20 protein-coding genes are annotated in these 21,381 nt (G+C 63.2%); 11 read left to right on the forward strand and 9 right to left on the reverse strand.

Going from position 1 to position 21,381, the window contains the following annotated elements:
• Together NKH54_RS00305 and NKH54_RS00310 are read left to right on the forward strand one after the other, a co-directional pair.
• A complete protein-coding gene (locus tag NKH54_RS00305; RefSeq protein WP_352887795.1) occupies nucleotides 1-1,188 on the forward strand; it encodes a Gfo/Idh/MocA family protein in 1,188 nt (395 codons plus the stop codon).
• 125 nt (nucleotides 1,189-1,313) lie between these two features.
• The gene (locus tag NKH54_RS00310; RefSeq protein WP_353027523.1) at nucleotides 1,314-2,165 is read left to right on the forward strand and encodes a sugar phosphate isomerase/epimerase family protein; all 852 of its coding nucleotides are present in this window, start codon (nucleotides 1,314-1,316) and stop codon (nucleotides 2,163-2,165) included.
• Nucleotides 2,166-2,462: 297 nt separating this feature from the next.
• Here NKH54_RS00310 and NKH54_RS00315 read toward each other — a convergent pair whose 3' ends face one another.
• The 7 genes from NKH54_RS00315 to NKH54_RS00345 all read right to left on the reverse strand — a co-directional run bounded on the left by NKH54_RS00315 (nucleotide 2,463) and on the right by NKH54_RS00345 (nucleotide 10,061).
• Entirely contained in the window at nucleotides 2,463-3,479 is a 1,017-nt protein-coding gene (locus NKH54_RS00315; RefSeq protein ID WP_353027524.1) for a zinc-binding alcohol dehydrogenase family protein, read from the reverse strand.
• A gap of 70 nt (nucleotides 3,480-3,549) precedes the next feature.
• Complete coding sequence (locus NKH54_RS00320; protein WP_023669818.1) at nucleotides 3,550-4,515, reverse strand: ABC transporter permease; 966 nt, start codon at nucleotides 4,513-4,515, stop codon at nucleotides 3,550-3,552.
• Nucleotides 4,516-4,538: 23 nt separating this feature from the next.
• Nucleotides 4,539-6,062: a sugar ABC transporter ATP-binding protein gene (locus tag NKH54_RS00325; protein ID WP_023751427.1), complete on the reverse strand. Its 1,524-nt coding sequence runs from the start codon at nucleotides 6,060-6,062 to the stop codon at nucleotides 4,539-4,541.
• Nucleotides 6,063-6,209: 147 nt separating this feature from the next.
• Nucleotides 6,210-7,202 (reverse strand): ABC transporter substrate-binding protein, encoded by a 993-nt coding sequence (locus tag NKH54_RS00330; protein ID WP_023669816.1) that lies wholly within the window; start codon nucleotides 7,200-7,202, stop codon nucleotides 6,210-6,212.
• A gap of 12 nt (nucleotides 7,203-7,214) precedes the next feature.
• Complete coding sequence (locus NKH54_RS00335; protein ID WP_023669815.1) at nucleotides 7,215-7,430, reverse strand: hypothetical protein; 216 nt, start codon at nucleotides 7,428-7,430, stop codon at nucleotides 7,215-7,217.
• A gap of 73 nt (nucleotides 7,431-7,503) precedes the next feature.
• Nucleotides 7,504-8,502 carry an aldo/keto reductase gene (locus tag NKH54_RS00340; protein ID WP_023735134.1) on the reverse strand — a complete coding sequence of 333 codons (999 nt, stop codon included), beginning with the start codon at nucleotides 8,500-8,502 and terminating at the stop codon, nucleotides 7,504-7,506.
• 53 nt (nucleotides 8,503-8,555) lie between these two features.
• Entirely contained in the window at nucleotides 8,556-10,061 is a 1,506-nt protein-coding gene (locus NKH54_RS00345; RefSeq protein ID WP_023728563.1) for a UxaA family hydrolase, read from the reverse strand.
• A 255-nt stretch (nucleotides 10,062-10,316) separates the two neighbouring features.
• On the opposite strand from NKH54_RS00345, the gene NKH54_RS00350 reads away from it, so the two are divergent.
• The 5 genes from NKH54_RS00350 to NKH54_RS00370 all read left to right on the forward strand — a co-directional run bounded on the left by NKH54_RS00350 (nucleotide 10,317) and on the right by NKH54_RS00370 (nucleotide 14,672).
• A complete protein-coding gene (locus tag NKH54_RS00350) occupies nucleotides 10,317-11,219 on the forward strand; it encodes a GntR family transcriptional regulator (protein ID WP_023700141.1) in 903 nt (300 codons plus the stop codon).
• Nucleotides 11,220-11,435: 216 nt separating this feature from the next.
• Nucleotides 11,436-11,792 carry a DUF2946 family protein gene (locus NKH54_RS00355; RefSeq protein ID WP_023728562.1) on the forward strand — a complete coding sequence of 119 codons (357 nt, stop codon included), beginning with the start codon at nucleotides 11,436-11,438 and terminating at the stop codon, nucleotides 11,790-11,792.
• Nucleotides 11,793-11,896: 104 nt separating this feature from the next.
• Nucleotides 11,897-12,436, forward strand: a complete 540-nt coding sequence (locus NKH54_RS00360; RefSeq protein ID WP_023824644.1) for a copper chaperone PCu(A)C — start codon at nucleotides 11,897-11,899, stop codon at nucleotides 12,434-12,436.
• Between the two features lie 38 nt (nucleotides 12,437-12,474).
• A complete protein-coding gene (locus tag NKH54_RS00365) occupies nucleotides 12,475-12,993 on the forward strand; it encodes a YcnI family copper-binding membrane protein (RefSeq protein WP_023669809.1) in 519 nt (172 codons plus the stop codon).
• 53 nt (nucleotides 12,994-13,046) lie between these two features.
• Nucleotides 13,047-14,672 carry a copper resistance CopC/CopD family protein gene (locus NKH54_RS00370; RefSeq protein ID WP_352711741.1) on the forward strand — a complete coding sequence of 542 codons (1,626 nt, stop codon included), beginning with the start codon at nucleotides 13,047-13,049 and terminating at the stop codon, nucleotides 14,670-14,672.
• 25 nt (nucleotides 14,673-14,697) lie between these two features.
• On the opposite strand, the gene NKH54_RS00375 is transcribed toward NKH54_RS00370, so the two are convergent.
• On the reverse strand, nucleotides 14,698-15,135 hold the full coding sequence (locus NKH54_RS00375) for a VOC family protein (RefSeq protein ID WP_023692002.1): 438 nt from the start codon (nucleotides 15,133-15,135) through the stop codon (nucleotides 14,698-14,700).
• Nucleotides 15,136-15,341: 206 nt separating this feature from the next.
• Between NKH54_RS00375 and gnd the strand changes: the two genes are divergently transcribed.
• Nucleotides 15,342-16,769 (forward strand): NADP-dependent phosphogluconate dehydrogenase, encoded by a 1,428-nt coding sequence (gene gnd / locus NKH54_RS00380; protein ID WP_352711739.1) that lies wholly within the window; start codon nucleotides 15,342-15,344, stop codon nucleotides 16,767-16,769.
• A gap of 33 nt (nucleotides 16,770-16,802) precedes the next feature.
• Here gnd and NKH54_RS00385 read toward each other — a convergent pair whose 3' ends face one another.
• Nucleotides 16,803-17,846, reverse strand: coding sequence for a LacI family transcriptional regulator (locus tag NKH54_RS00385; RefSeq protein WP_023683027.1), 1,044 nt, complete (start codon nucleotides 17,844-17,846; stop codon nucleotides 16,803-16,805).
• A gap of 392 nt (nucleotides 17,847-18,238) precedes the next feature.
• Between NKH54_RS00385 and NKH54_RS00390 the strand changes: the two genes are divergently transcribed.
• The 3 genes from NKH54_RS00390 (at nucleotide 18,239) to NKH54_RS00400 (ending at nucleotide 21,380) form a co-directional block, all read left to right on the forward strand.
• Nucleotides 18,239-19,477, forward strand: coding sequence for an ABC transporter substrate-binding protein (locus tag NKH54_RS00390; protein ID WP_023683028.1), 1,239 nt, complete (start codon nucleotides 18,239-18,241; stop codon nucleotides 19,475-19,477).
• Between the two features lie 81 nt (nucleotides 19,478-19,558).
• Nucleotides 19,559-20,452 carry a carbohydrate ABC transporter permease gene (locus NKH54_RS00395; protein ID WP_023704232.1) on the forward strand — a complete coding sequence of 298 codons (894 nt, stop codon included), beginning with the start codon at nucleotides 19,559-19,561 and terminating at the stop codon, nucleotides 20,450-20,452.
• A complete protein-coding gene (locus tag NKH54_RS00400; RefSeq protein WP_353027525.1) occupies nucleotides 20,445-21,380 on the forward strand; it encodes a carbohydrate ABC transporter permease in 936 nt (311 codons plus the stop codon). The genes NKH54_RS00395 and NKH54_RS00400 overlap by 8 nt, the downstream gene beginning before the upstream one ends.
• Nucleotide 21,381 lies beyond the last annotated feature (1 nt).

The raw sequence follows: 21,381 nt of genomic DNA on the forward strand, positions 1-21,381 counted from the left end.
ATGGTCGGCGCATCGAAGTCGGAAGCGGGGGGCGGCCCGATCCGCTATGGTATGGTCGGCGGCGGCCAAGGCGCCTTCATCGGCGCGGTGCACCGGATCGCGGCGCGCATGGACAATGACTTCGTGCTGGTGGCCGGCGCCCTGTCGGCCAGTCCCGAGCGCGCCAAGGCTTCCGCCGCCGAACTCGGTCTCGACCCGGCGCGCAGCTACACCTCCTATGCCGAGATGGCCAAGGCCGAGGCCAAGCGCCCGGACGGCATCGAGGCGGTGGCGATCGTCACCCCCAACAATGTGCACGTGCCGGCGGCCAAGGCCTTCCTCGAGGCGGGCATCCACGTCATCTGCGACAAGCCGCTGGCGACGACTTTGGCCGAGGCCAAAAAGCTCGCGGCCGTGGTTGAAAAGACCGGCAAGGTGTTCGTGCTGACGCACAATTACACTGCCTATCCGATGATCCGGCAGGCGCGCGAGATGGTGGCCAAGGGCCAGCTTGGCGACATCCGCATCGTGCAGTCCGAGTACCCGCAGGACTGGCTGACCGAAGATCTTGCCGCCACCGGCCAGAAGCAGGCGGCGTGGCGCTCTGACCCCAAGCAGGCGGGCGCGGGCGGCGCGCTCGGCGACATCGGCACGCACGCCTACAATCTGGCGCGCTTCGTCTCGGGTCTGGAGCTCGATTCCCTGTCGGCCGATCTCGACGCTTTCGTGCCGGGGCGGCTGCTCGACGACAATGTCAATGTCATGCTGCGCTTCAAGCCGGTCGGCAAGGTGCATCCGGCCAAGGGCATGATCTGGGCGAGCCAGGTGGCGCCGGGCCACGAGAACGGGCTGAAGCTGCGCATCTATGGCTCTAAAGGCGGGCTGGAATGGGTGCAGGCCGATCCGAACTATCTCTGGTACACGCCGTTCGGCCAGCCCAAGCAGTTGCTCACCCGCAACGGCGCCGGCGCGCTGCCAGTTGCGGGACGCGTCAGCCGCGTTCCGTCTGGCCATCCGGAAGGCTATCTCGAAGGCTTCGCCAACATCTACCAGGAGGCGGCGCGGGCGATCCGCGCGGCACGCAAGAAGGGCGGCAAGCCGGGCAAGGACGTGGTGTTCCCGACCATCCAGGACGGCGTCGAAGGTATGGCGTTCATCGAGGCCTGCGTTAAGTCATCGAAGAAGAACGGGGCGTGGACGAAACTTTAGGGAGCGCCGGCGCCAATTCTCTTCTCCCTTCGGGGAGAAGGTGGCCGCGAAGCGGCCGAATGAGGGCGCATGGTGCGAGGTGCGAAAGAAACCAGCGCGCGCCGTCAAACGGGGAGGGGCTGTCGATGAAAATCGGCATGTGCATGTTTTTGTGGACGACTTCCGTGTCTAAGAAACACGAGCCGTTGCTGCGCGACATCAAGGCGACCGGCTTCGACGGCGTCGAGATACCGATCTTCTCAGGCACGCCAGAGGACTACAAGGAGCTTGGCGATCTGCTCGACCGCATCGGGTTGGAGCGCACGGCTGTTACGGCGATGGGCGACCCGGCGATGAATCTGATTTCGCCGGATGCCGCGACCCGCAAGGCCGGCATCGGCTACATGAAATGGGCGATCGATTGTGCCCAGGCGCTCGGCGCGAGTACGCTGAGCGGGCCGCTGCATTCGACGCTCGGCGCCTTCTCCGGCAGCGGGCCGACCGCTGCCGAGAAGAAGCGCTCGATCTCCTCGCAGCGCGCCATTGGCGATCATGCCGGCAAGCGGAACGTTACCATCGGGTTGGAGGCGCTCAACCGTTTCGAGTGCTATCTGCTGAACACGATGGCCGATCTGTCCGAGCACGTCGATGCCATCGACCGGCCGCACATCAAGGCGATGTACGACACCTTCCACGCCAATATCGAGGAAGCCGACCCGATCGGCGCCTACATGAAGCACCGGCGGAATGTCGTGCACATCCACATTTCGGAGAACGATCGCGGCGTGCCGGGGCGCGGGAACATTCCGTGGAAAGAGACTTTCGCGGCCATCCGCAAGAGCGGCTATGACGACTGGCTGACGATCGAGGCGTTTGGCAGATCGCTGAAGGATCTGGCGGCGGCGACCAAGGTGTGGCGGGATTTTTCCGAGACGCCGGAGGCAGTTTATCGCGAGGGATACAGGCATATCAGGGATGGGTGGAAGCGGGCGGCTTAGCCGCTCACTTCCTCATCCACGGGCGGAGCGGGAGCGCAGCGGAGCGGAGACCCGAGGACCCATGCCGCGACTGTCGCGCGCCGCAGCGGTGCAGGTAGGAGATGCGAATGGACGCCTCTTTTTGCACCGCTGGGTTCTAGCGCAGACGTCACCGAATGAAACCTCGGGTCTGCGCCGCGTCGCTTCGCTCCTTGCTCCGCCCGTGGATGAGGAAGCGACGGGCCTTTTCGCAAATCGCCGAGGTATGCGATCTGCCTTAACTCGGCACTTATCGCTCCACCAAATTTTTCGGATGTCTTACCCCACCTCGATCACAGCCTTGATCAACCCCGATTTCTCATGCGCCCAGCGAGCGAGATCATCCGGCGTGCCGGCCAGCGTGGTGCGGTGGGTGACGAGTTTTGCCAGAGGCACGGCGCCGTTGCGGATCGAGGCAGCAACGTGGTCGAAATCGACTCTCAGCGCGTTGCGGCTGCCGATCAATGTCATTTCGCGCTTGTGGAATTCCGGATCGGAAAAGACGATGTCGTCCTTGACGACGCTGACCAGCACGAGCGTGCCACCATGCGCGACATGGGCGAAGGCCGACTGCACCGAGGCGGTGTTGCCGGTGGCGTCGAAGACGACGTCGAACCCTTCGCCGCCGGTTGCCTGGCGCACCAGTTCGGCTGCCGCTTTTTGTGAACCGTCGAGCGTGGCGAAGCCGAGTTCGCCTTTTGCAAAATCCAGCCGCTCCGTGCTCATGTCGAGCAGGCTGACATCGAGCCCGGCGATGCGCGCAAACAGCGCTGCGCCAAGGCCGATCGGCCCGGCGCCGATGACCAGCGTGCGGGCGCCTGGTTCGGCGCGGGCACGCCGCACGGCATGCGCGCCGATGGCGAGGAATTCCACCGCCGCCGCGTCGGCCAGCGACAAGCCGTTTGCCGGATAAAGATTCTGCGCCGGCACCAGGATCTGCTCGGCCATGGCGCCGTCGCGATGCACGCCAAGCACTTCGATCCTGACGCAGCAATTCGGCTTGCCGTTCCGGCAGGCGATGCATTTTCCGCAAGCGAGATAGGGATTGATGATGACGGGCTCGCCCACGGCAAGGTCGACATCTTCGCCGGTCTCGACGACGGCGCCCGACACTTCGTGGCCCATGATGCGGGGATAGGCGAGGAACGGGTGCTTGCCTTCGAAGATGTGGTAGTCGGTGCCGCAGATGCCGACATGGCTGACGGCGACCAGCGCCCAGCCGGCAGGCGGCGCTCCTGGCGCCGGCCGGTCTTCCAGGACAAGCTCGCCGGGCGAGCGGCAGACAACAGCTTTCATTCGGCAATTCCAGTGTTCAAAAAGGCGCCGGTCCGTTGTTGAGCGGACCGACACGGAAGGTCAGGGAGGATTACTTGCCGCGACGGCGCAGGCCGTCGAAATAGACGATGATGATGATCAACGCGCCGGTGATGATGCGCTGCCAGAACGAGTTGACGTTGAGCAGATTGGCGCCGTTGTTGATGGTGGCCAGGATGAAGGCGCCGAGCAGCGGGCCATGCACCGAGCCGACGGCGCCGAACAGCGAAGTGCCGCCGATCACCGATGAGGCGATCGCCTGCAACTCCCAACCTTCCGCCTGGGTAGGGTTGCCGATGCCGATGCGCGCCGCCAGCAGCACGCCGACGAAGGCCGCGCACAGGCCCGACAGCGTATAGGCCATGTAGATGGTGCGCTGGACATTGACGCCCGAGAGGCGCGAGGCCTCGGCATTGGATCCCACGGAGAAGAGATAGCGGCCCCAGCGGCTGTGGTGCAGGAAGATGTAGGCCGGGATACCGACCAGGATCACCATCCAGAACAGATTGGGGATGCCGACAAAGGAACTGCGCGAGAACGCGGTGAAGCTGTCGCTGTTGATGTTGATCGAATTGCCGTTGGTCATCAACAGGCCGATGCCGCGCAACGAGGTCAGCGTCGCCAGCGTGATGATGAAGGGCGGCAGGCCCATCTTGACGATGCCGAAGCCATGGAACAGGCCGATGGCAACGCCGACCAGCAGCGTCACCAGAATGGCGACCCAGATCGGGAAGCCGGCATTGATCATCATGGCGACAATGACGGTGGCGAAGCCGACCACGGCGCCGACCGAGAGGTCGATGCCGCCGGTGATGATCACGAAGGTCTGGCCGACCGCCATGATGGCGATCATCGAGCCCTGCCGCAAAAGATTGGCGATGTTGTTGGAGGACGCGAAGCTCGGCGTCGCCACCGACAGCACGATCCAGAGCAGAACCAGCAACGCCAGAAGCGTCAGCCCGAACAGGACGTTGTAGTTCCGTTTCGGTTTTTCGATCGCGGCGGTTTCGATGCTCATGGTTCCTCCCGTTTCTTGTTTTGTCAGCCGATCGCCTGTGTCAGCACGTCTTCGTGGCTGGCGGCGCGAAAGCCATGGCTGGCGACCAGTTTGCCGCGCCGGAACACGTGCAGCGTATCGGCGAGCTCATAAACCTCGGGCAGATAGGACGAGATCAGGATGATGCCGGCGCCCTTGGACAACAGTTCCCCGAACAGGCGGTAAATCTCGGCCTTGGTGCCGACATCGACGCCGACGGTCGGCTCGTCGAAGATGAACAGCTTGGCGCCGTGCGCCAGCCATTTGCCGATGACGATCTTCTGCTGGTTGCCGCCGGACAGGCTGGAGGCCAGCGCGCCGCGTGTCGGCGTCTTGATGCGGAGGCCGGCGATCTGGCGATCGGCTTCAGCCTTTTCCTTCGTGTTCGAAATCAGCAGGTTGTTGGAGATGCGCTTGTAGATCGGCAAGTTGAGGTTGAGGCCGACCGGCAGGTTCAGGCACAGGCCCTGGTCGCGGCGGCTTTCCGGCGCCAGCGCCATGCCGAGCTTAATCGCGTCGTGCTCGGAATTGATCAGCACCGGTTTGCCTTGCCAGCGGATCTGGCCGGCCGACTTCTTGTGGCGGCCATAAAGCGTGGTGACAAACTCGCTGCGGCCGGCGCCGATCAGGCCATAGAGCCCGACGATCTCGCCGGCGCGCACTGTCATCGAGACGTCTTCGAAGCCCTTGCCCGACAGGTTTTTCGCTTCAACGATCACGGCACCGGGGGTGAAATGCTCCTTGTGGTAGACTTGCTCGATCGAGCGGTTGATCATCATCTTGACCAACTCGGCGTCATTGGTCTCGGCAATGTTACGAGTGCCGACCAGCGTGCCGTCGCGCAGCACCGAGACGCGATCGGCGAGTTCGAACACCTCTTCCATGCGATGGCTGATGTAGATGATGGTGACGCCTTCGCCCTTGAGCCTGCGGATCAGCGTGAACAGCTGGTCGGCTTCCTTGCGGGTGAGATAGGCGGTCGGCTCGTCGAAGATGAGGAATTTGGTGCCGCGCACGGTGGCGCGGGCGGCGGCGATCAGCTGCTGCTGGCCGATGGTGAGGTCACCCAGCATGACATGCGCCGGCAGGTCGAAGCCGAGACCGTCGATGATCTTCTGCGCTTCCTTGACCATGGCGCGCTGCTGCAGGATGCCGAAGCGCGAATTCTCCTCGCCGAGGAACATGTTGGCGGCGACGGTGAGGTGGCGACAGAGCACGACCTCCTGATGCACGGCGTTGATGCCCAGCGCCATTGCCTCGTGCGGGGTTGCCAGCGCTGCCGGCTTGCCCTCCCAGATGACATCGCCGGAGGTGCGCGGCATGACGCCGGTCAGAAGCTTGATCAGGGTGGATTTGCCGGCGCCGTTCTCGCCGACGATGGCGTGGATCTCACCTGCCTTGAAGGCAAGGTGAACGGGCTTCAGCGCATGCGTGCCGGGATAGCGCTTTTCCAGCCCGTGCAGTTCGAGGATCGTCCTGCCGGGCGCTAGCGTTGGGGCCGGGTGCAGTTCCTGCGCCATGGGCGTCATGACAATCCTCCCAGATTGGCCTTACGATTGGCACGTCGCGATGCAGTCAAGCCGCATCGTCGAGGTGATTCAAGCCGGTGGATATTCAAGCTTGTATCCGGTGTTTCCGGGGCGCGAGGCCCCGGAAAGGATTTTTGGTCGACGGGCTCAGAGCTTCGGGTTGAGCAGGGCGTCGATCTTGGGGTCTTTCATGTTTGCCTTGGTCACCAGGTTGGCGCCTGTGTCGACATTGGCCTCGACCTTCTCGCCCTTCGAGGCGGCGAGCGCGGTCTTGATGCCGTCATAGCCCATCCGGTACGGATCCTGGACGACGAGCGCGGAAATGACGCCGTCATTGAGGAACTTGATCAGCTTCTCGTCGCTGTCGAAGCCGACCAGCGCCAGCTTGCCGCCAAGGTTGTTCTCGGCGACTGCCTGACCGACGCCCTGCGCCATGATCAGGTTGGACGCGAAGATGCCCTTGAGGTTCGGGTTGGCGGTGATCAGGTCGGTGGCGATGTTGAGACCGGTCGTTGCCTGGCCGTCGGCATATTTGTCGGCGACGAGCTTCAGCCCCGGATATTTCGCGGCCAGCTGCTCGGTGAAGCCCTGCTTGCGCTGCTCCAGCGAACCGGCGCCCGGCGCGTTGGTGATCAGGGCGACGTCGCCCTCGATCTTGCCGCCATTGGCTTCGCCGATGGCTGCTGCAAGACCGTCAGCGGCTACGCGTCCGCCCTGCACATTGTCGGTGGTCAGGAACGAGGTGAACGCCTTGGAGTCGGCGCCGGAGTCGATGCCGATGACCTTGACCTTGCTGGCCGCTTCATCGATCGGCTTGCCGAGCGCCTTGAATTCGGTCGGCGCGATGACGATCGCGGCCGGGTTGCCGGCGACGGCATTCTCGAGGATCGAGACCTGGCCGTTGACGTCGGTTTCAGCCTGGGCGCCGAGTTCGGGTACGTTGACGCCGAGATCCTTGCCGGCCTTGCGGGCGCCGGCCAGGACGATCTGCCAGTAGAAGGACGTGGTGTCCTTGACGATGATCGGAATGGTCACGTCCGCCGCCGAAGCCGGCGCCGTATGCAGCGTGCCGGCAAGCATCGAGGCGGCAGCTAGTGCCATCAGTGAGCGGCGGTTGAGAATGCTGGTCACGAATTTCATTAGGAATCCTCCCTAGATCGCCCGGTGAAGGTTACGGAAGCTCCATTTGGATAGGCGCGGCCCAAACAGAACTTTATCAATAAAAAACAGTTGCCGCTTTTTGATAGTGCATCGGTCCGGCCGACGCAAGCGGTGTTTCATATCGGCCTGCGCATGGCTTGGCGGGGAAACCTCCCTGCCGATCCTCAGTGCCACGTCCAGACGCTCCCGATCCTCCTTGATCATCATGGAATATTAATTCCACCGTCGAGTCAATATGGAATATTCATTCCTTCTTGAGAACCGTGATTGTGGCGTTTCGTCAGCCGAGCTCCTGCACGATGGTGTAGGGAGCGTAGCGGGCGAATTCCGCTTGCGGCACCTGGACGTCGAACAGGTCGAGGTTGCGCGTCAGGTTGGCAGGCTTGGCCGTTCCGGTCAGCACGCTGGCCACGACAGGCTCCTGCAGCGGAAACTGCAATGCAGCCGCCGCCAGCGGATATCCGCCCTCATCAGCGATTTTCTCCATCGCGCCGACACGCTCGAGTATGTCCTGCGTCGCCGGCAGATAGTCGAAATGCGCACCGTGCACCGGTCCGGTCGCCAGGATGCCGGAGTTGAAGACGCCGCCGATGATCAGCGAAGTCTGTCGCTCACGACACAGCGGCAGCAACTCGGCTTCAGCCGAGCGGTCGAGCAGCGAATAGCGGCTGGCCAGCAGGATGCAGTCGAGCGGTGCTTCGCGCAGCACGTCGAGGCAGATCTGCACCTCGTTGACGCCGAGCCCATAGGCGGAAATTACACCCGACGTTTTAAGCTCGTCCAGCGCCTTCAAGCCGCCGTCCATCAGCTGGCGAAAGTGCAGCTTCGTCTTCTCGACGCCATGTGTGTAGGTGCCGATGTCGTGCACAAACAGGATGTCTATCCGGTTCAGCCCGAGCCGCGCATAGGAGAACTCGACCGAGCGCATGATGCCGTCATAGGAGTAGTCGTAGTCGAGCGCGAAAGGCAGCGGGTCGACATAGGAATGATCGGGAACCTGGTCTTCCGGCACCGGGCGGAACAGGCGGCCGACCTTGGTCGACAGCACATAGGAATCCCGCGGCTTGTAGCGCAGGAAGTCGCCGGTCCGCCGCTCCGACAGGCCGAAGCCATAGAAGGGCGCGGTGTCGAAATAGCGCAGGCCGGCATCCCAGGCTGTCTGCAGCGTCTCCATCGCCGCTTCGCGCGGACAGGCCCGGTAGAGCCCGCCGATCGCCGCCCCGCCGAAGCTTATCTCGGTTACCTCGAGCGCAGTCGTGCCGATGCGGCGTTTGTCCATCCAAAGCCTCCCCTTGTGAGCCGTCGTTGCAGCCCGTTTTTTTTCGTCGGTGGTTAGAGCGTCGCGCCGAGGTGCCACGGCACGAACTCGTTGTCGCCGTAGCCGAACGCCTCGCTCTTGGTCTTGCGGCCCGATGCCGTCTCGACGATGAGTTCGAAGAGTTCCCGGCCCATGCCGGCGATGGTCTTCTCACCCGAAGCGATGACGCCGCAATTGACGTCCATGTCCTCTTCCATCTGGTGGTACATGGTCGAGTTGGTGGCGACCTTGATCGACGGCGTGGGCCGGCAGCCGAAGCAGGAGCCGCGGCCGGTGGTGAAGACGATGATGTTGGCGCCGCCCGCCACCTGACCGGTCGCCGAGACCGGGTCGTAACCGGGCGTGTCCATGAACACCAGGCCACTGCCGGTGACCTTTTCGGCATAACCGAAGACGCCGTTGAGCGGAGTCTGGCCGCCTTTGGCCACGGCGCCCAGCGACTTTTCCAGGATGGTGGTCAGGCCACCGCGCTTGTTGCCGGGCGAGGGGTTGTTGTCGATCGAGGCGCCGTGCTTGGCGACATGGTCCTCCCACCATTTGACGAAACCGTCGAGCTTCTTGGCGATCTCCGGCGTTGCCGCGCGATAGGCGAGCAGATGTTCGGCGCCATAGATCTCCGTCGTCTCCGACAGGATGCCGATGCCGCCGACGCCGGCCAGGATGTCGACCGCCGCTCCCAGCGCGGGATTGGCGGTGATGCCCGACATGCCGTCGGAACCGCCGCATTGCAGGCCGACGACGATCTCCGAGACCGGGATCGGCTCGCGCTGATACTGGCCGACTTCCTCGGCGATTTCGGCGAGCACGCCCATCGCCTTTGCGACCGATTTGCGCGAACCGCCGGCGTCCTGGATGTTGAAATGGCGTTTTCCCGCCGCCGCACCCTTCTGGCCGTAAAGGGTGAGCTGGTTGACCTCGCAGCCGAGGCCGACCATCAACGCGCCGCCGAAATTCGGATGGCGGGTGTAACCGGCGAGCGTGCGGTGTAGCACCATCATGCCGTCGCCGGTGCCGCTCATGCCGCAGCCCTGGCCATGGACGATCGGGACGAAGCCGTCGATCCCCGGATATTTCGGCAACAGCACGCGGTTGGCCTCGTCGGCAATGGCGTGGCAGACGGTGGCCGAGCAATTGACGCTGGCGATGATGCCGATGAAGTTGCGCGTGCCGGCACGGCCATCGGCGCGACGATAGCCCATGAATGTCCGGGCGCGGTCAGCTTCGGTGGCATGCTCCGCTTCGCTCGGCGGCACGACCGGCAGACGGCCGGACTCGAAGACCAGGTTGTGCGAATGGACGTGGTCGCCGGGCGCGATGTCCTGGGTGGCGCGGCCGATGGCCTGGGCATACTTGACCACCGCCTCGCCGGCGGCGATAGGCTTGATCGCCACCTTGTGGCCGGGCTCGATCAAGGCCGTGGCGACGGCGCCGCCGGGCAGAGGGGTGCCGATCTCGATGCGGCCATTGGCGACCGCGACATTGTCGGCGGGGGACAGAAGAATGCTGTTCGAAGCGTTCACGGGCAGTTTCCTGGGTCTGTTCCTGGGGATGCGCGGATTGACACGCGTCTGTTTACATATAATGTCTTTTATCGTGAAAAAACATTTGTGCGTCAATTGTTTTTTCAGGAGGAGACCATGCGTCCGATGGACGCTTGGCTTGTGGGGAGCGGCGTCTGACACGCAGAGCGTTTTGCTTAGCCGGGTGAGCGCCAGGACATATGATATCGCGCTTCAAGCCAGCCACAGCAAGCGCTGGCGCGCAACGGGGCAGGGATGTCGAAGAGCAACAACGTCTACAAGGACGCTTACAATAGGGGTCTGCGGCTGCTCGATGAGACGCAGAGCCTGCCGTCAGAGCCGGAGCTGGGCACTTTGCTTGGCGTCAGCCGTACCACCGTGCGCACCATTCTGGCGCGCATGGAAGAGACCGGGCTGATCGCGTGGAACAAACGCAGCAAGACAGTGCTCAGGACGCCGAAGCCGGATGATTTCTTCCCCGAGGAGGAGACAGACACACTGGCCCAGATCATCGAGCGGTCGTTTATGCGCAGGTTGCTGGCCGGCGGTGCAGAGGCCGGCATGCAGATCAACGAGCTCGAACTGGCGCGCGAGATCGGCGTCGGCACCACCAGCGTGCGCGAGTTCCTGATCCGCTTCTCCCGCTTCGGCCTGATCGAGAAGCGGCGCAACAGCCACTGGGTGCTGAAAGGATTTACCCGTGCCTTTGCGCTCGAACTCACTGAAATCCGCGAAATGTTCGAGATACGCTCGGCGGCGGCCTTTGCCGCCTTGCCTGGGGATAGTCCGGTCTGGGCGGATCTCGACCGGCTGGAAGACGAGCACCGGCTTCTGGCCAGCGAAATCGCCATCCGCTTCAACGAATTCTCGGAGCTAGACGAGCGCTTCCACCGGCTGATCCACCGGGCGTCGCACAACCGCTTCATCGTCGATTTCTACGACGTCATCGCCATGATCTTTCACTACCACTACCAGTGGAACAAGGCGCAGGAGCGCGAGCGCAACGAAGTCGCGGTTGGCGAGCATCTCGCCTACATCGCGGCGCTGAAATCGCGCGATCTCGGCAAGGTCGACGCCGCCTGCCGCAAGCATCTGAAGTCGGCACGCCACACGCTGTTGACGTCGATCCCGGAAATCGGCGGCCGCCCGGCTTCCTGAGCGCGACGTCCGAAGGGACGTTATGCGCACAAGATCTCTATCTCTGCCTCATGCGTTATCCCAAACCGCTGCGCACTTTTGTGCGACATGGATCGAACGCGCCGCGTTGCCGCAGCGATGATTTGGCGATTTTCCGCCGACATGCCGCGTGCTAGATATCCACGCGTTGCTGCGTGAAGAGGCAGGTCTTTGGACTTCCGGCGTAAGAGATGGAGCATGACGGCCGCCTTTGTCGCGGCCTGTGTGCTGCTGCTCCAGTCGACGCTCGGCGTGTTTGCCTTCGGCATTGCGCCGGATGCCTCGCAACTCGACGCTTTCGGCAATGTCATCTGCAGCCATGAGGGAGCGGTCAAGCTTCCCGGCGGCGATCCGCACCAGCAGCATATGCCGGCGTGCTGCATGCTCGGCTGCAGCATGGCCTCCGTCGCCTATGCGCCGCCGGCAGGCGTCGGCCTGGCGCCGGTCAGCCAGTACTTGGAAACAGTCGCTTTTGCCCCGCCGGCAGTCAGGCATCCCGACGTCACGCGCGAGCGCTCTCCGGCCAATCCGCGCGCGCCGCCGCTTGCGGGCTGAAAACCGCCGCTCGCTTTGCGTAACCTGCGCAGGCGATAATCATCCAATGATAAACTCGTTCGCAGCCGGACAAAGGCGCGACCTCATATTCATGGAGCCTACCCATGTCCCGTTTTCGTCATGCCGGCGCGTTGCGCCGCAGCACCCCTATCTTCACCACTATCGAGCAGCGTCTCGGCAGCGCCCTCTTTGCCTTTGCACTGTTGTTCGTCGGCGCCCATTCCGTCCTTGCGCATGAGTTCAAGGCCGGTGACATCGAGATCGAGCATCCCTGGTCCCGTGCCACGCCAGCCGGCGCCAAGGTTGCCGGCGGCTATTTCACCATCGTCAACAAGGGCAGCGCACCAGACCGGCTGCTGTCGATTTCCTCCGACATTTCGGGGAAGGCCGAACTGCATGAAATGGGGGTGAAGGATGGCGTCATGACCATGCGCCCGGTCAGTGGCGCCCTGGACATTCCGGCGGGCGGCAAGATCACGCTGGGTCCTGGCGCCTACCACGTGATGTTCATGGATTTGAAGCAGCCGCCTAAAGAAGGCCAGATGTTTGCCGCCACGCTGACTTTCGAGAAGGCCGGAACCGTGACCGTCGAGTTTGCCGTGCAAGCCATAGGCAGCGCGCCACCCCTCGAAGACAACGACTGACCAATCAATTTGCCACCGATTTTTCGAGAGGGACCATCATGAACAAGTATCTTTTGCCGGCCGCTGCATTCCTTGTCCTGGGGACAAGCGCTGCCTTCGGCCATATCACGCTCGAAACCCAGGAAGCGCCGGTCGGTTCGACCTACAAGGCCGTGCTGCGGGTGCCGCATGGCTGCGACGGCAAGGCGACGATTGCCGTGCGCGTGCAGATCCCGGAAGGGGTGATCGGAGTGAAGCCGATGCCGAAGCCGGGCTGGACGCTGCAGGTCAAGAAAGGCAAGTACGAGAAATCCTACCAGCTCTATGGCGAGGCGGTGACCTCGGGCGTCAAGGAAGTCGACTGGAGCGGCGGCAGCCTGCCGGATGAATTTTATGACGAGTTCGTCTTCCGCGGCACGTTGGCCGCCGATCTGCCGGCCGGGCAAAAACTCTATTTTCCGGTGGTGCAGGAATGCGATGGCGCCACCACGCGTTGGATAGAGATTCCGGCGGCTGGTCAGGATGAGGATGCGCTGGAAGATCCGGCGCCCGGCCTCAACCTGCTGCCCAAGAAATGATGCATTGGCGGCGCGCTGCTTCGAAGCGGCGCGCCGCTGTTTTGGTGGATGGCATGAACGTGGCCTGTTTTCAGCGGATAGAACGGACAGCCGGCAGGTGCTTCGGCCTGCTGGCCGCGATCCTGCTGCTTGCCGTCCTTGCCACGCCAAACCAGGCCTTTGCCCATGCGGCGCTGATCAAGGCCGAGCCTGCCGACGGCGCGGTTCTGGAGCGAGCGCCGACGCAATTTTCGCTGACCTTCAGCGAGCCTGTGTCGCCGCTGGTGCTGACCTTGGTGCGGCCCGACGGTACGCCTGTCGCTTTGACCTCGTTTCGGTTGAGCGACCAAACGGTTGAGATCGACAATCCACAAAAGCTCGGGCCGGGCACCCATGTCTTGAGCTGGCGGGTGATTTCCGCCGATGGCCATCCGGTCGGCGGCTCGGTGCTGTTTTCCGTTGGCGCGCCAAGTGCGGCGCCGGCGGTGGGGGAAGCTGTCGATATAGATTTGCGGTCAGCGATCTGGACCGGCAAGGTTCTTCTCTACATCGGGCTTTTCCTCGGCATTGGCGGCGCCTTCGCGCTGACATGGCTGGCGCAAGGCCAGCGCTCAGGCCAGCGCTTCGTCATTGCCGCCATCCTGTGCGGGCTGGTCGCAGCACCCCTGTCGCTCGGGTTCCAGGGGCTGGACGCGCTGGGCGCGCCACTCGCCCGGCTGGCGCAACCGGTGGTCTGGCGGACGGCGCTTGGCACCAGCTTCGGCTGGACGGTGCTGATTTCGCTGGCGGCGCTCGGGCTTGGCCTGCTGTCGTTGGTCGGATCGCGTGCTGGCGCCAGGCCGTTGGCGCTCGCCGGGCTGGCCGGTGTGGGTGCAGCCCTTGCCGCCAGCGGCCATGCCAGTGCAGCCGAACCGCAATGGCTGACGCGGCCTATGGTGTTCCTGCATGGCGCCGGCATCGCTTTCTGGGCTGGAGCATTGCTGCCGCTCGGCCTGGCGTTGAGCAGCCAATCGGTGGAAGCCGGGGCGTTCCTGCGGCGGTTTTCGCGCGCGATCATGCCCGTGGTGGTAGTGCTTGCCGCCGCCGGTGTGGTGCTCGCCATCATCCAGGTGCAGACACCGGCGGCACTGGTCAACACCGCCTATGGCCGGCTGCTGCTGATCAAGCTGGCGCTGCTGGTGTTTCTGTTCACGCTGGCGGCGGTCAATCGATGGCGGCTCACCGCCTTGGCCGAGGCCGGAGCGACGGAAGTGCGGCGACGGCTTAGCCGCTCGATCTCAGTCGAAATGCTGATCGTGCTCCTGATCTTCGGCGTTGCCGCCGGCTGGCGCTTCACGCCGCCGCCACGGGCCCTGGCAATCGCCGCGGCACAACCGACGTCGACCCATATCCACACTATGAAGGCGATGGCCGACATCGACATCACGCCCGGCCATACCGGGGAGGTCACCGCCTCCATCGTCATCATGGATGGCGATTTCGGCCCGCTCGACGCCAAGGAAGTGACGCTGGTGCTGTCCAAGCCCGATTCGGGGATCGAGCCGATCAAGCGTCCGGCGACCAAGCCAGGCGACGGCACCTGGCGCGTCGATAATCTCGTCATTCCGATTCCTGGCCGCTGGACGGCGCGGCTCAATATTCTGGTTTCGGATTTCGAAGTGGTAAAGATCGAAGCGCCGATCGATATCCGCGCCGAGTGATATTCAGCCCGCCTGCGAAGGGCGCTCAGCCGAGTTCCTGGGCTAACCCGATGAGATGCCCTTCCGGCCCGCGGATGTAGCAGAGCCGATACACGTCCTGGTAACGGACGACTTCACCGGCCAGCTGCGCGCCACGCTTGCGGAGCCTTTCAAGCGTGTCGTCGATGTCGTCCACGGTAAACATGACGCGCAGGTAGCCCAGGGCATTGACCGGGGCGTTGCGGTGATCGGCGACGACCGTCGGCGTGAGGAAGCGGGAGAGCTCGAGCCGGCTATGGCCATCCGGTGTGCGCATCATGGCAATCTCGACGTGCTGATCGCCGAGCCCGGTGACACGTCCGGCCCACTCGCCTTCGATCGTCGCCCGCCCTTCCAGTTCGAGGCCGAGCTCGCGAAAGAAAGCAATCGTCTCGTCGAGGTCATCGACGACGATTCCGACATTGTCCATCCGTTTGACTGCCATATGTCCAACCTATCGCCATATGTTCGATCGGCAAGGCGTCGCCTGGTCACCAACTGACCCTTCCTGACTCGGTTTGACACAACGCCGACGCAACACAATTCGGCGAGGCGGTTGACGTGGCGCGAAAGGCCCGTCAATCATCTCGCCGAAAAATGGGCATCCCGAAAAACGCGGCCTCAACAAAATCCGAAAGCAGGGAAGAAACGATGGAAAAAGCCGAAATCGGCCTGATCGGCCTTGGCACAATGGGCTCCAACCTCGCGCTCAACATTGCCGAGCACGGGCACCGCATCGCCGTCTTCAACCGCACCAAGGCGCGCACCGATGCCTTCCTCGAAGGCGCCGGTTCGCTCAGGGACATGGTGGTGCCCTGCTACAGCCTGGAGGAACTGGCAGCTGCGATCAAGCCGCCGCGCCCGATCATCATCATGGTGCTGGCCGGCAAGCCGGTCGACGAACAGATCGAAGCGCTGCGCGGCGTGTTGTCTGACAACGATATCGTCATCGATGCCGGCAACGCCAACTTCCGCGATACGATGCGGCGCTTTTCGGAACTGTCGGGCTCGGGTCTCACCTTCATCGGCATGGGCGTATCGGGCGGCGAGGAAGGCGCGCGCCACGGGCCGTCGATCATGGTCGGCGGCACCGAAGACTCCTGGAAGCGCGTCGAACGCGTGCTGACCGCGATCTCGGCCAAGTTCAAGGATGAACCGTGCGCTGCCTGGCTTGGCACAGACGGCGCCGGGCATTTCGTGAAAACCATCCACAACGGCATCGAATATGCCGACATGCAGATGATCGCCGAGATCTACGGCATCCTGCGTGACGGTCTCGGCATGGGGCCGAAGGAGATCGGCAAGGTCTTCGAGGACTGGAACAAGGGCCGGCTCGATTCGTATCTGATCGAGATCACCGCCAAGGTGCTGGCCGCCGACGATGCAAAGACCGGCAAGCCGGTGGTCGACATCATCCTCGACCGTGCCGGCCAGAAGGGCACCGGCAAATGGTCTGTCATCGAGGCGCAGCAGCTCGGCATTCCGGCGACGGCCATCGAGGCGGCGGTGGCGGCCCGCGTGCTGTCCTCGATCAAGGATGAGCGGCAGGCGGCCGAAAAAGCCTATGGCAATATCGGCGTCACCAAGATCTCCGGCGACAAGGCGGCACTTCTGAAAGACCTGGAGCTGGCGCTGCTCGCCGGCAAGATCGCCGCCTATGCACAAGGTTTCGCGGTGATGAGCGCCGCCTCGAAGGAGTTCAACTGGAACTTGCCGATGCCGACCATCGCCAAGATCTGGCGTGCCGGCTGTATTATCCGCTCGCAGATGCTCGACACCATGGCGGAAGCCTTCGGCTCGGGCGGCGCGTCCACCAACCTTTTGATGGCGCCGGCTTTCACCACCATGATGCAGGAGGCGCATCCGTCGCTTAGGCGCACCGTTGCCAAGGCATCAGAAGCAGGCTCGCCGGTGCCTGCACTGGCGTCGGCACTTGCCTATTTCGACAGCTACCGCCAGGGCCGCGGCACCTCGAACCTGATCCAGGCGCAGCGCGATTTCTTCGGCGCGCATGGCTTCGAGCGCATCGGCGAGCAGGGGGCTTTCCATGGCCCATGGGGCAGCGGTGCTGCCGGCTAGGGTCAGGTGAGGCGGCCTCTCAGGTCGTGCCAGTCAGCCCTGATACGCGACGACGTCGCCTGGCTTGACCACAGTCTGCAAAGAGCCAGGTGCCGCGCCGCCTATCCAGCCCAGCACGGCGCGGGCAAGCTCGGTGCCGGCGAGGCGGAAGTCTTCGTTGACGATCAGCAACTCCCGGCGGAACAGATGCAGCAGTTCCGACGATTGCTTGGACACGACATCGACGTCGCGGCCGAGTTTCAGGCCGGCATCCTCGATGCCGGCGACGATGGCCAGCGTTGCTGCGGCGGCGCTGCTGACGAAACCGTCCGGCCTGACGTCGCGGCGCATCAACTGCGCGGTCCGCGTCCTGATCTGATCGATCGACTGGTCGATCGAAACAGCGTTGAACGGCACTTCGCTGGCGTCGACCTCGCTCAGTGCGTCGGCAAAGCCATTGACCGTGTGGTCGTAATAGGTGAGCCCGACCGGCGGCGCTACCAGCGCCAGCCGGCGCCGGCCGACGCTGGCCAGATGGCGCACCGCTTCGGCGGCGAAGGCGTAATTGTCGAAGTCGTGATAGGGGTGGACAAGCCCCATATCGGTGCGGCCATGCGTGGCAAAGGGAATGCCACGCTCCAGCATGTAGCGGGCGCGCGGATCGTTGGGCTGCGTGCGTGAGATGATGACGCCATCGGCCGAGCCGGACTCGACCAGATACTTTACCGGGTCCAGCGGATCCTGCGAGCGCGAGTAGGGCGTGACGATCAGGTGATAGGGTGTGTCGGCAATGACCTCCGAGACGCCGTAGATGATGTCCGAGACAAAGCTCATGATCTCGCGCTCGGTATTGAGCACGAGGCTGATAACATTGGTCTTGCCAGTCCGCAGGCGCACGCCGGCGCGGTTCGGCCGGTAGCCGATCTGCCTGGCGACGAGTTGAACCCGCCGCCTGGTCTCGGCGCCGATCTCGGGTGCATCCTTGAGCGCGCGCGAGACGGTGGTGACGCCGAGCCCGGTCATGAAGGCAAGCGTTTTCAGCGTCGGCCGCTCATGCGCCGACGCCTCGTCGTCCTTCTCCGTCTGGTCCCTGTCCATTCGTCCCGCCCCGTCAGGCGCATAGCAGCCGCCGGACCAGCCGACAATCGCTTCGATGACGATGTGGCACGGTTCTTCGCCGTCAGACCTCAATATACTGAAACGTTACAGATTTCCAACATCGCAGCGCGTGGGTCTCTCAAGCCATGGTTTTGGCAGGGTTTTGGCGGCCAGAAACGTTGCGCGAGAATCAGGTTCGAGACGGTTTTCTTGCGCTGCAGCATGATTTTGCAGCGCAGCACCCGGTTTTGCGCGGAGTTTGCCGGTTTGCACGCAACGAATTTGTTCGCGCCTCGAAAAAACATTCGAGCGCGTTTATCTCAGGGGTTGCACGCTCCGCATAATTGCCGTATCGAAAATCTGTAACGTTTCAGATTCTGGGAGGAACCGAAATGCGCTATAGACTTTTGACCGCTGCCCTTGCCGCGACGGCCGCGCTTCAGCTTGCCGGCCCGGCGGCCGCCACCGACCTGGAAGTGACCCATTGGTGGACGTCGGGCGGCGAGGCGGCGGCGGTTGCGGAATTCGCGAAGGCTTTTGACGCGACCGGCAATCACTGGGTCGACGGCGCCATTGCCGGATCCGGCGGCACGGCACGGCCGATCATGATCAGCCGCATCACCGGCGGCGATCCGATGGGCGCCACCCAGTTCAATCACGGCCGGCAGGCCGAAGAACTGGTGCAGGCCGGCCTGATGCGCGACCTCACCGATGTCGCCACCAAGGGCAAGTGGACGGAAATCGTGCGGCCGAAGAGCCTGCTCGACAGCTGCACCATCGACGGCAAGATCTATTGCGTGCCGGTCAATATCCACTCCTGGCAGTGGTTGTGGCTGTCGAACGAAGCCTTCGAGAAGGCCGGCGTGCCGCTGCCGAAGGACTGGAATGAATTCGTGGCGGCAGCGCCCGCCCTGGAAAAGGCGGGCATCATCCCGCTCGCTGTCGGCGGACAGGCCTGGCAATCTTCCGGCGCCTTCGACGTGCTGCTGGCGGCGGTCGGCGGCACCGACGCGTTCCTTAAGGTCTACAAGGACAAGGATGCCAAGTTCGCCGCCGGGCCCGAGATCGCCAAGGTCTTCAAGGCCGCCGACGATGCCCGCAAGATGGCGAAGAACACCAATGTGCAGGACTGGAACCAGGCAACCAATCTCGTCATCACCGGCAAGGCCGGTGGCCAGATCATGGGTGACTGGGCGCAAGGCGAGTTCCAGGTTGCCGGCAAGGTCGCCGGCAAGGACTATGCCTGCCTGCCGGGCCTCGGTCTGAACGAAGTGATCGCCACCGGCGGCGACGCCTTCTATTTCCCGCTGCTCAAGGATGCCGACAAGTCCAAGGCGCAGGAGGTGTTGGCAGAGACGCTGCTCGACCCTAAGACTCAGGTCGCCTTCAATCTCAAGAAGGGCTCGCTGCCGGTGCGCGGTGACGTCGATCTCAATGCGGCGAACGACTGCATGAAGAAGGGTCTGGCGATCCTCGCCAAGGGCGCCGTCATCCCGTGGACTGACCAACTGCTTTCGCAGGACACCCAGAAGCAGAAGGAAGATCTCTTCGCCGAATTCTTCGCCAAGCCGGACCTGACCATCGAAGACGCGCAGAAACGCTTCGCCGACCTCATCGCTTCGGCAGACTGACGTTGGAGGCAATACACCTCGCTCCCGGTCTTGCGAAAGCAGGGCCGGGATAGCACCGCCCTTACCCAGCCGGCTGACGAGATGAGCAAGAGCGAACGCCCCAACCCGCTGTTCCGCAACCTCAATGCGAAGGTCGCCTCGATCCCGATGATCCTCACCGCGTCGGTGGTTTTCGTCGGCGGCACCGTCTGGACGGTGTTCTATTCCTTCACCAATTCGAAGCTGCTGCCACGGCTGAATTTCGCCGGGCTCGATCAGTATTACCGGCTGTGGGTGACGCCGCGCTGGCTGATCTCGATCGAGAACCTTTTGATCTACGGCGCGATCTCGCTGGTGTTCTCACTGGTCATCGGCTTCCTGCTTGCAGCGCTTCTCGACCAGAAGATCCGTTTCGAGGACACGTTCCGCACCATCTTCCTCTATCCGTTCGCGCTTTCCTTCATCGTCACCGGCCTGGTCTGGCAGTGGCTGCTCAATCCGGATTTCGGCATCCAGCATGTGGTGCGGGACCTCGGCTGGACGAGCTTCAACTTCGACCCGCTATACAATTCCAGCATCGTCATCTACGGCATTTCGATTGCGGCGCTGTGGCAAGGCACCGGGCTCATCATGTGCTTGATGCTGGCCGGCCTGCGCGGCATCGACGAGGACATCTGGAAGGCGGCGCGGGTAGACGGGATCCCGATGTGGAAGACCTATCTGTTCATCGTCATCCCGATGATGCGGCCGGTTTTCATCACCACGCTGGTCATCATCGCGTCGGGCATCGTCAAGGTCTACGACCTCGTTGTCGCCCAGACCAGCGGCGGCCCCGGAATCGCCTCCGAAGTGCCGGCCAAATATGTCTATGACTACATGTTCTTCGCACAGAATCTTGGCCAGGGCTTTGCCGCCTCGACCATGATGCTGCTCTCGGTGGTGATCGTCGTCGTGCCGTGGGCCTACCTTGAATTTGGAGGCAGGAAGCGTGGCTGACCCGGCCGTCCCTTTGCCCGCCAGCGCGGGTGCCGCCGAGCGCGAAGCCTCCGGGCCGCGCGGGCCGAAGCCGCGGCATGTCTTCTCGCGCGGCAATATCTTCCTCTATGGCACGCTGATCGTGGTGGCGGTCTACTATCTGCTGCCGCTCTACGTGATGGTCGTAACCTCGCTCAAGGGCATGCCCGAGATACGGATGGGCAATATCTTCTCGCCGCCGCTCGAAATCACGTTCGAACCGTGGGTGAAGGCGTGGGCGACCGCCTGCACCGGCCTCAATTGCGACGGGCTTTCGCGCGGCTTCTGGAATTCGGTGCGCATCACCGTGCCGTCGGTGCTGCTGTCGATCGCGATCGCCTCGGTGAACGGCTATGCGCTCGCCAACTGGCGCTTCAAGGGCGCCGACACATTCTTCGTCATCCTGATCGTCGGCGCCTTCATCCCCTATCAGGTGATGATCTATCCGATCGTCATCATCCTGCGCGAGATCGGCCTCTACGGCAGCCTCAGCGGCCTGGTGATCGTCCATTCCATCTTCGGCATGCCGATCCTCACGCTTTTGTTCCGCAACTATTTTGCCTCGATGCCGGAAGAGCTGTTCAGGGCGGCACGGGTCGACGGCGCCGGCTTCTGGGGCATCTTCCTGCGGATCATGGCGCCGATGTCGCTGCCGATCTTCGTCGTCGCCATCATCCTGCAGGTGACCGGCATCTGGAACGACTTCCTGTTCGGCGTCGTCTACACCCGTCCCGACACCTATCCGATGACGGTGCAGCTCAACAACATCGTCAATTCGGTGCAAGGCGTGAAGGAGTACAACGTCAACATGGCCGCCACCATCCTGACCGGCCTTGTGCCACTCATCGTCTACTTCATTTCCGGCAAGCTTTTCGTGCGCGGCATCGCCGCCGGTGCGGTGAAAGGGTGAT

The sequence above is a fragment of the Mesorhizobium sp. M1004 genome (genome assembly GCF_040318795.1).
Classification (GTDB): domain Bacteria; phylum Pseudomonadota; class Alphaproteobacteria; order Rhizobiales; family Rhizobiaceae; genus Mesorhizobium.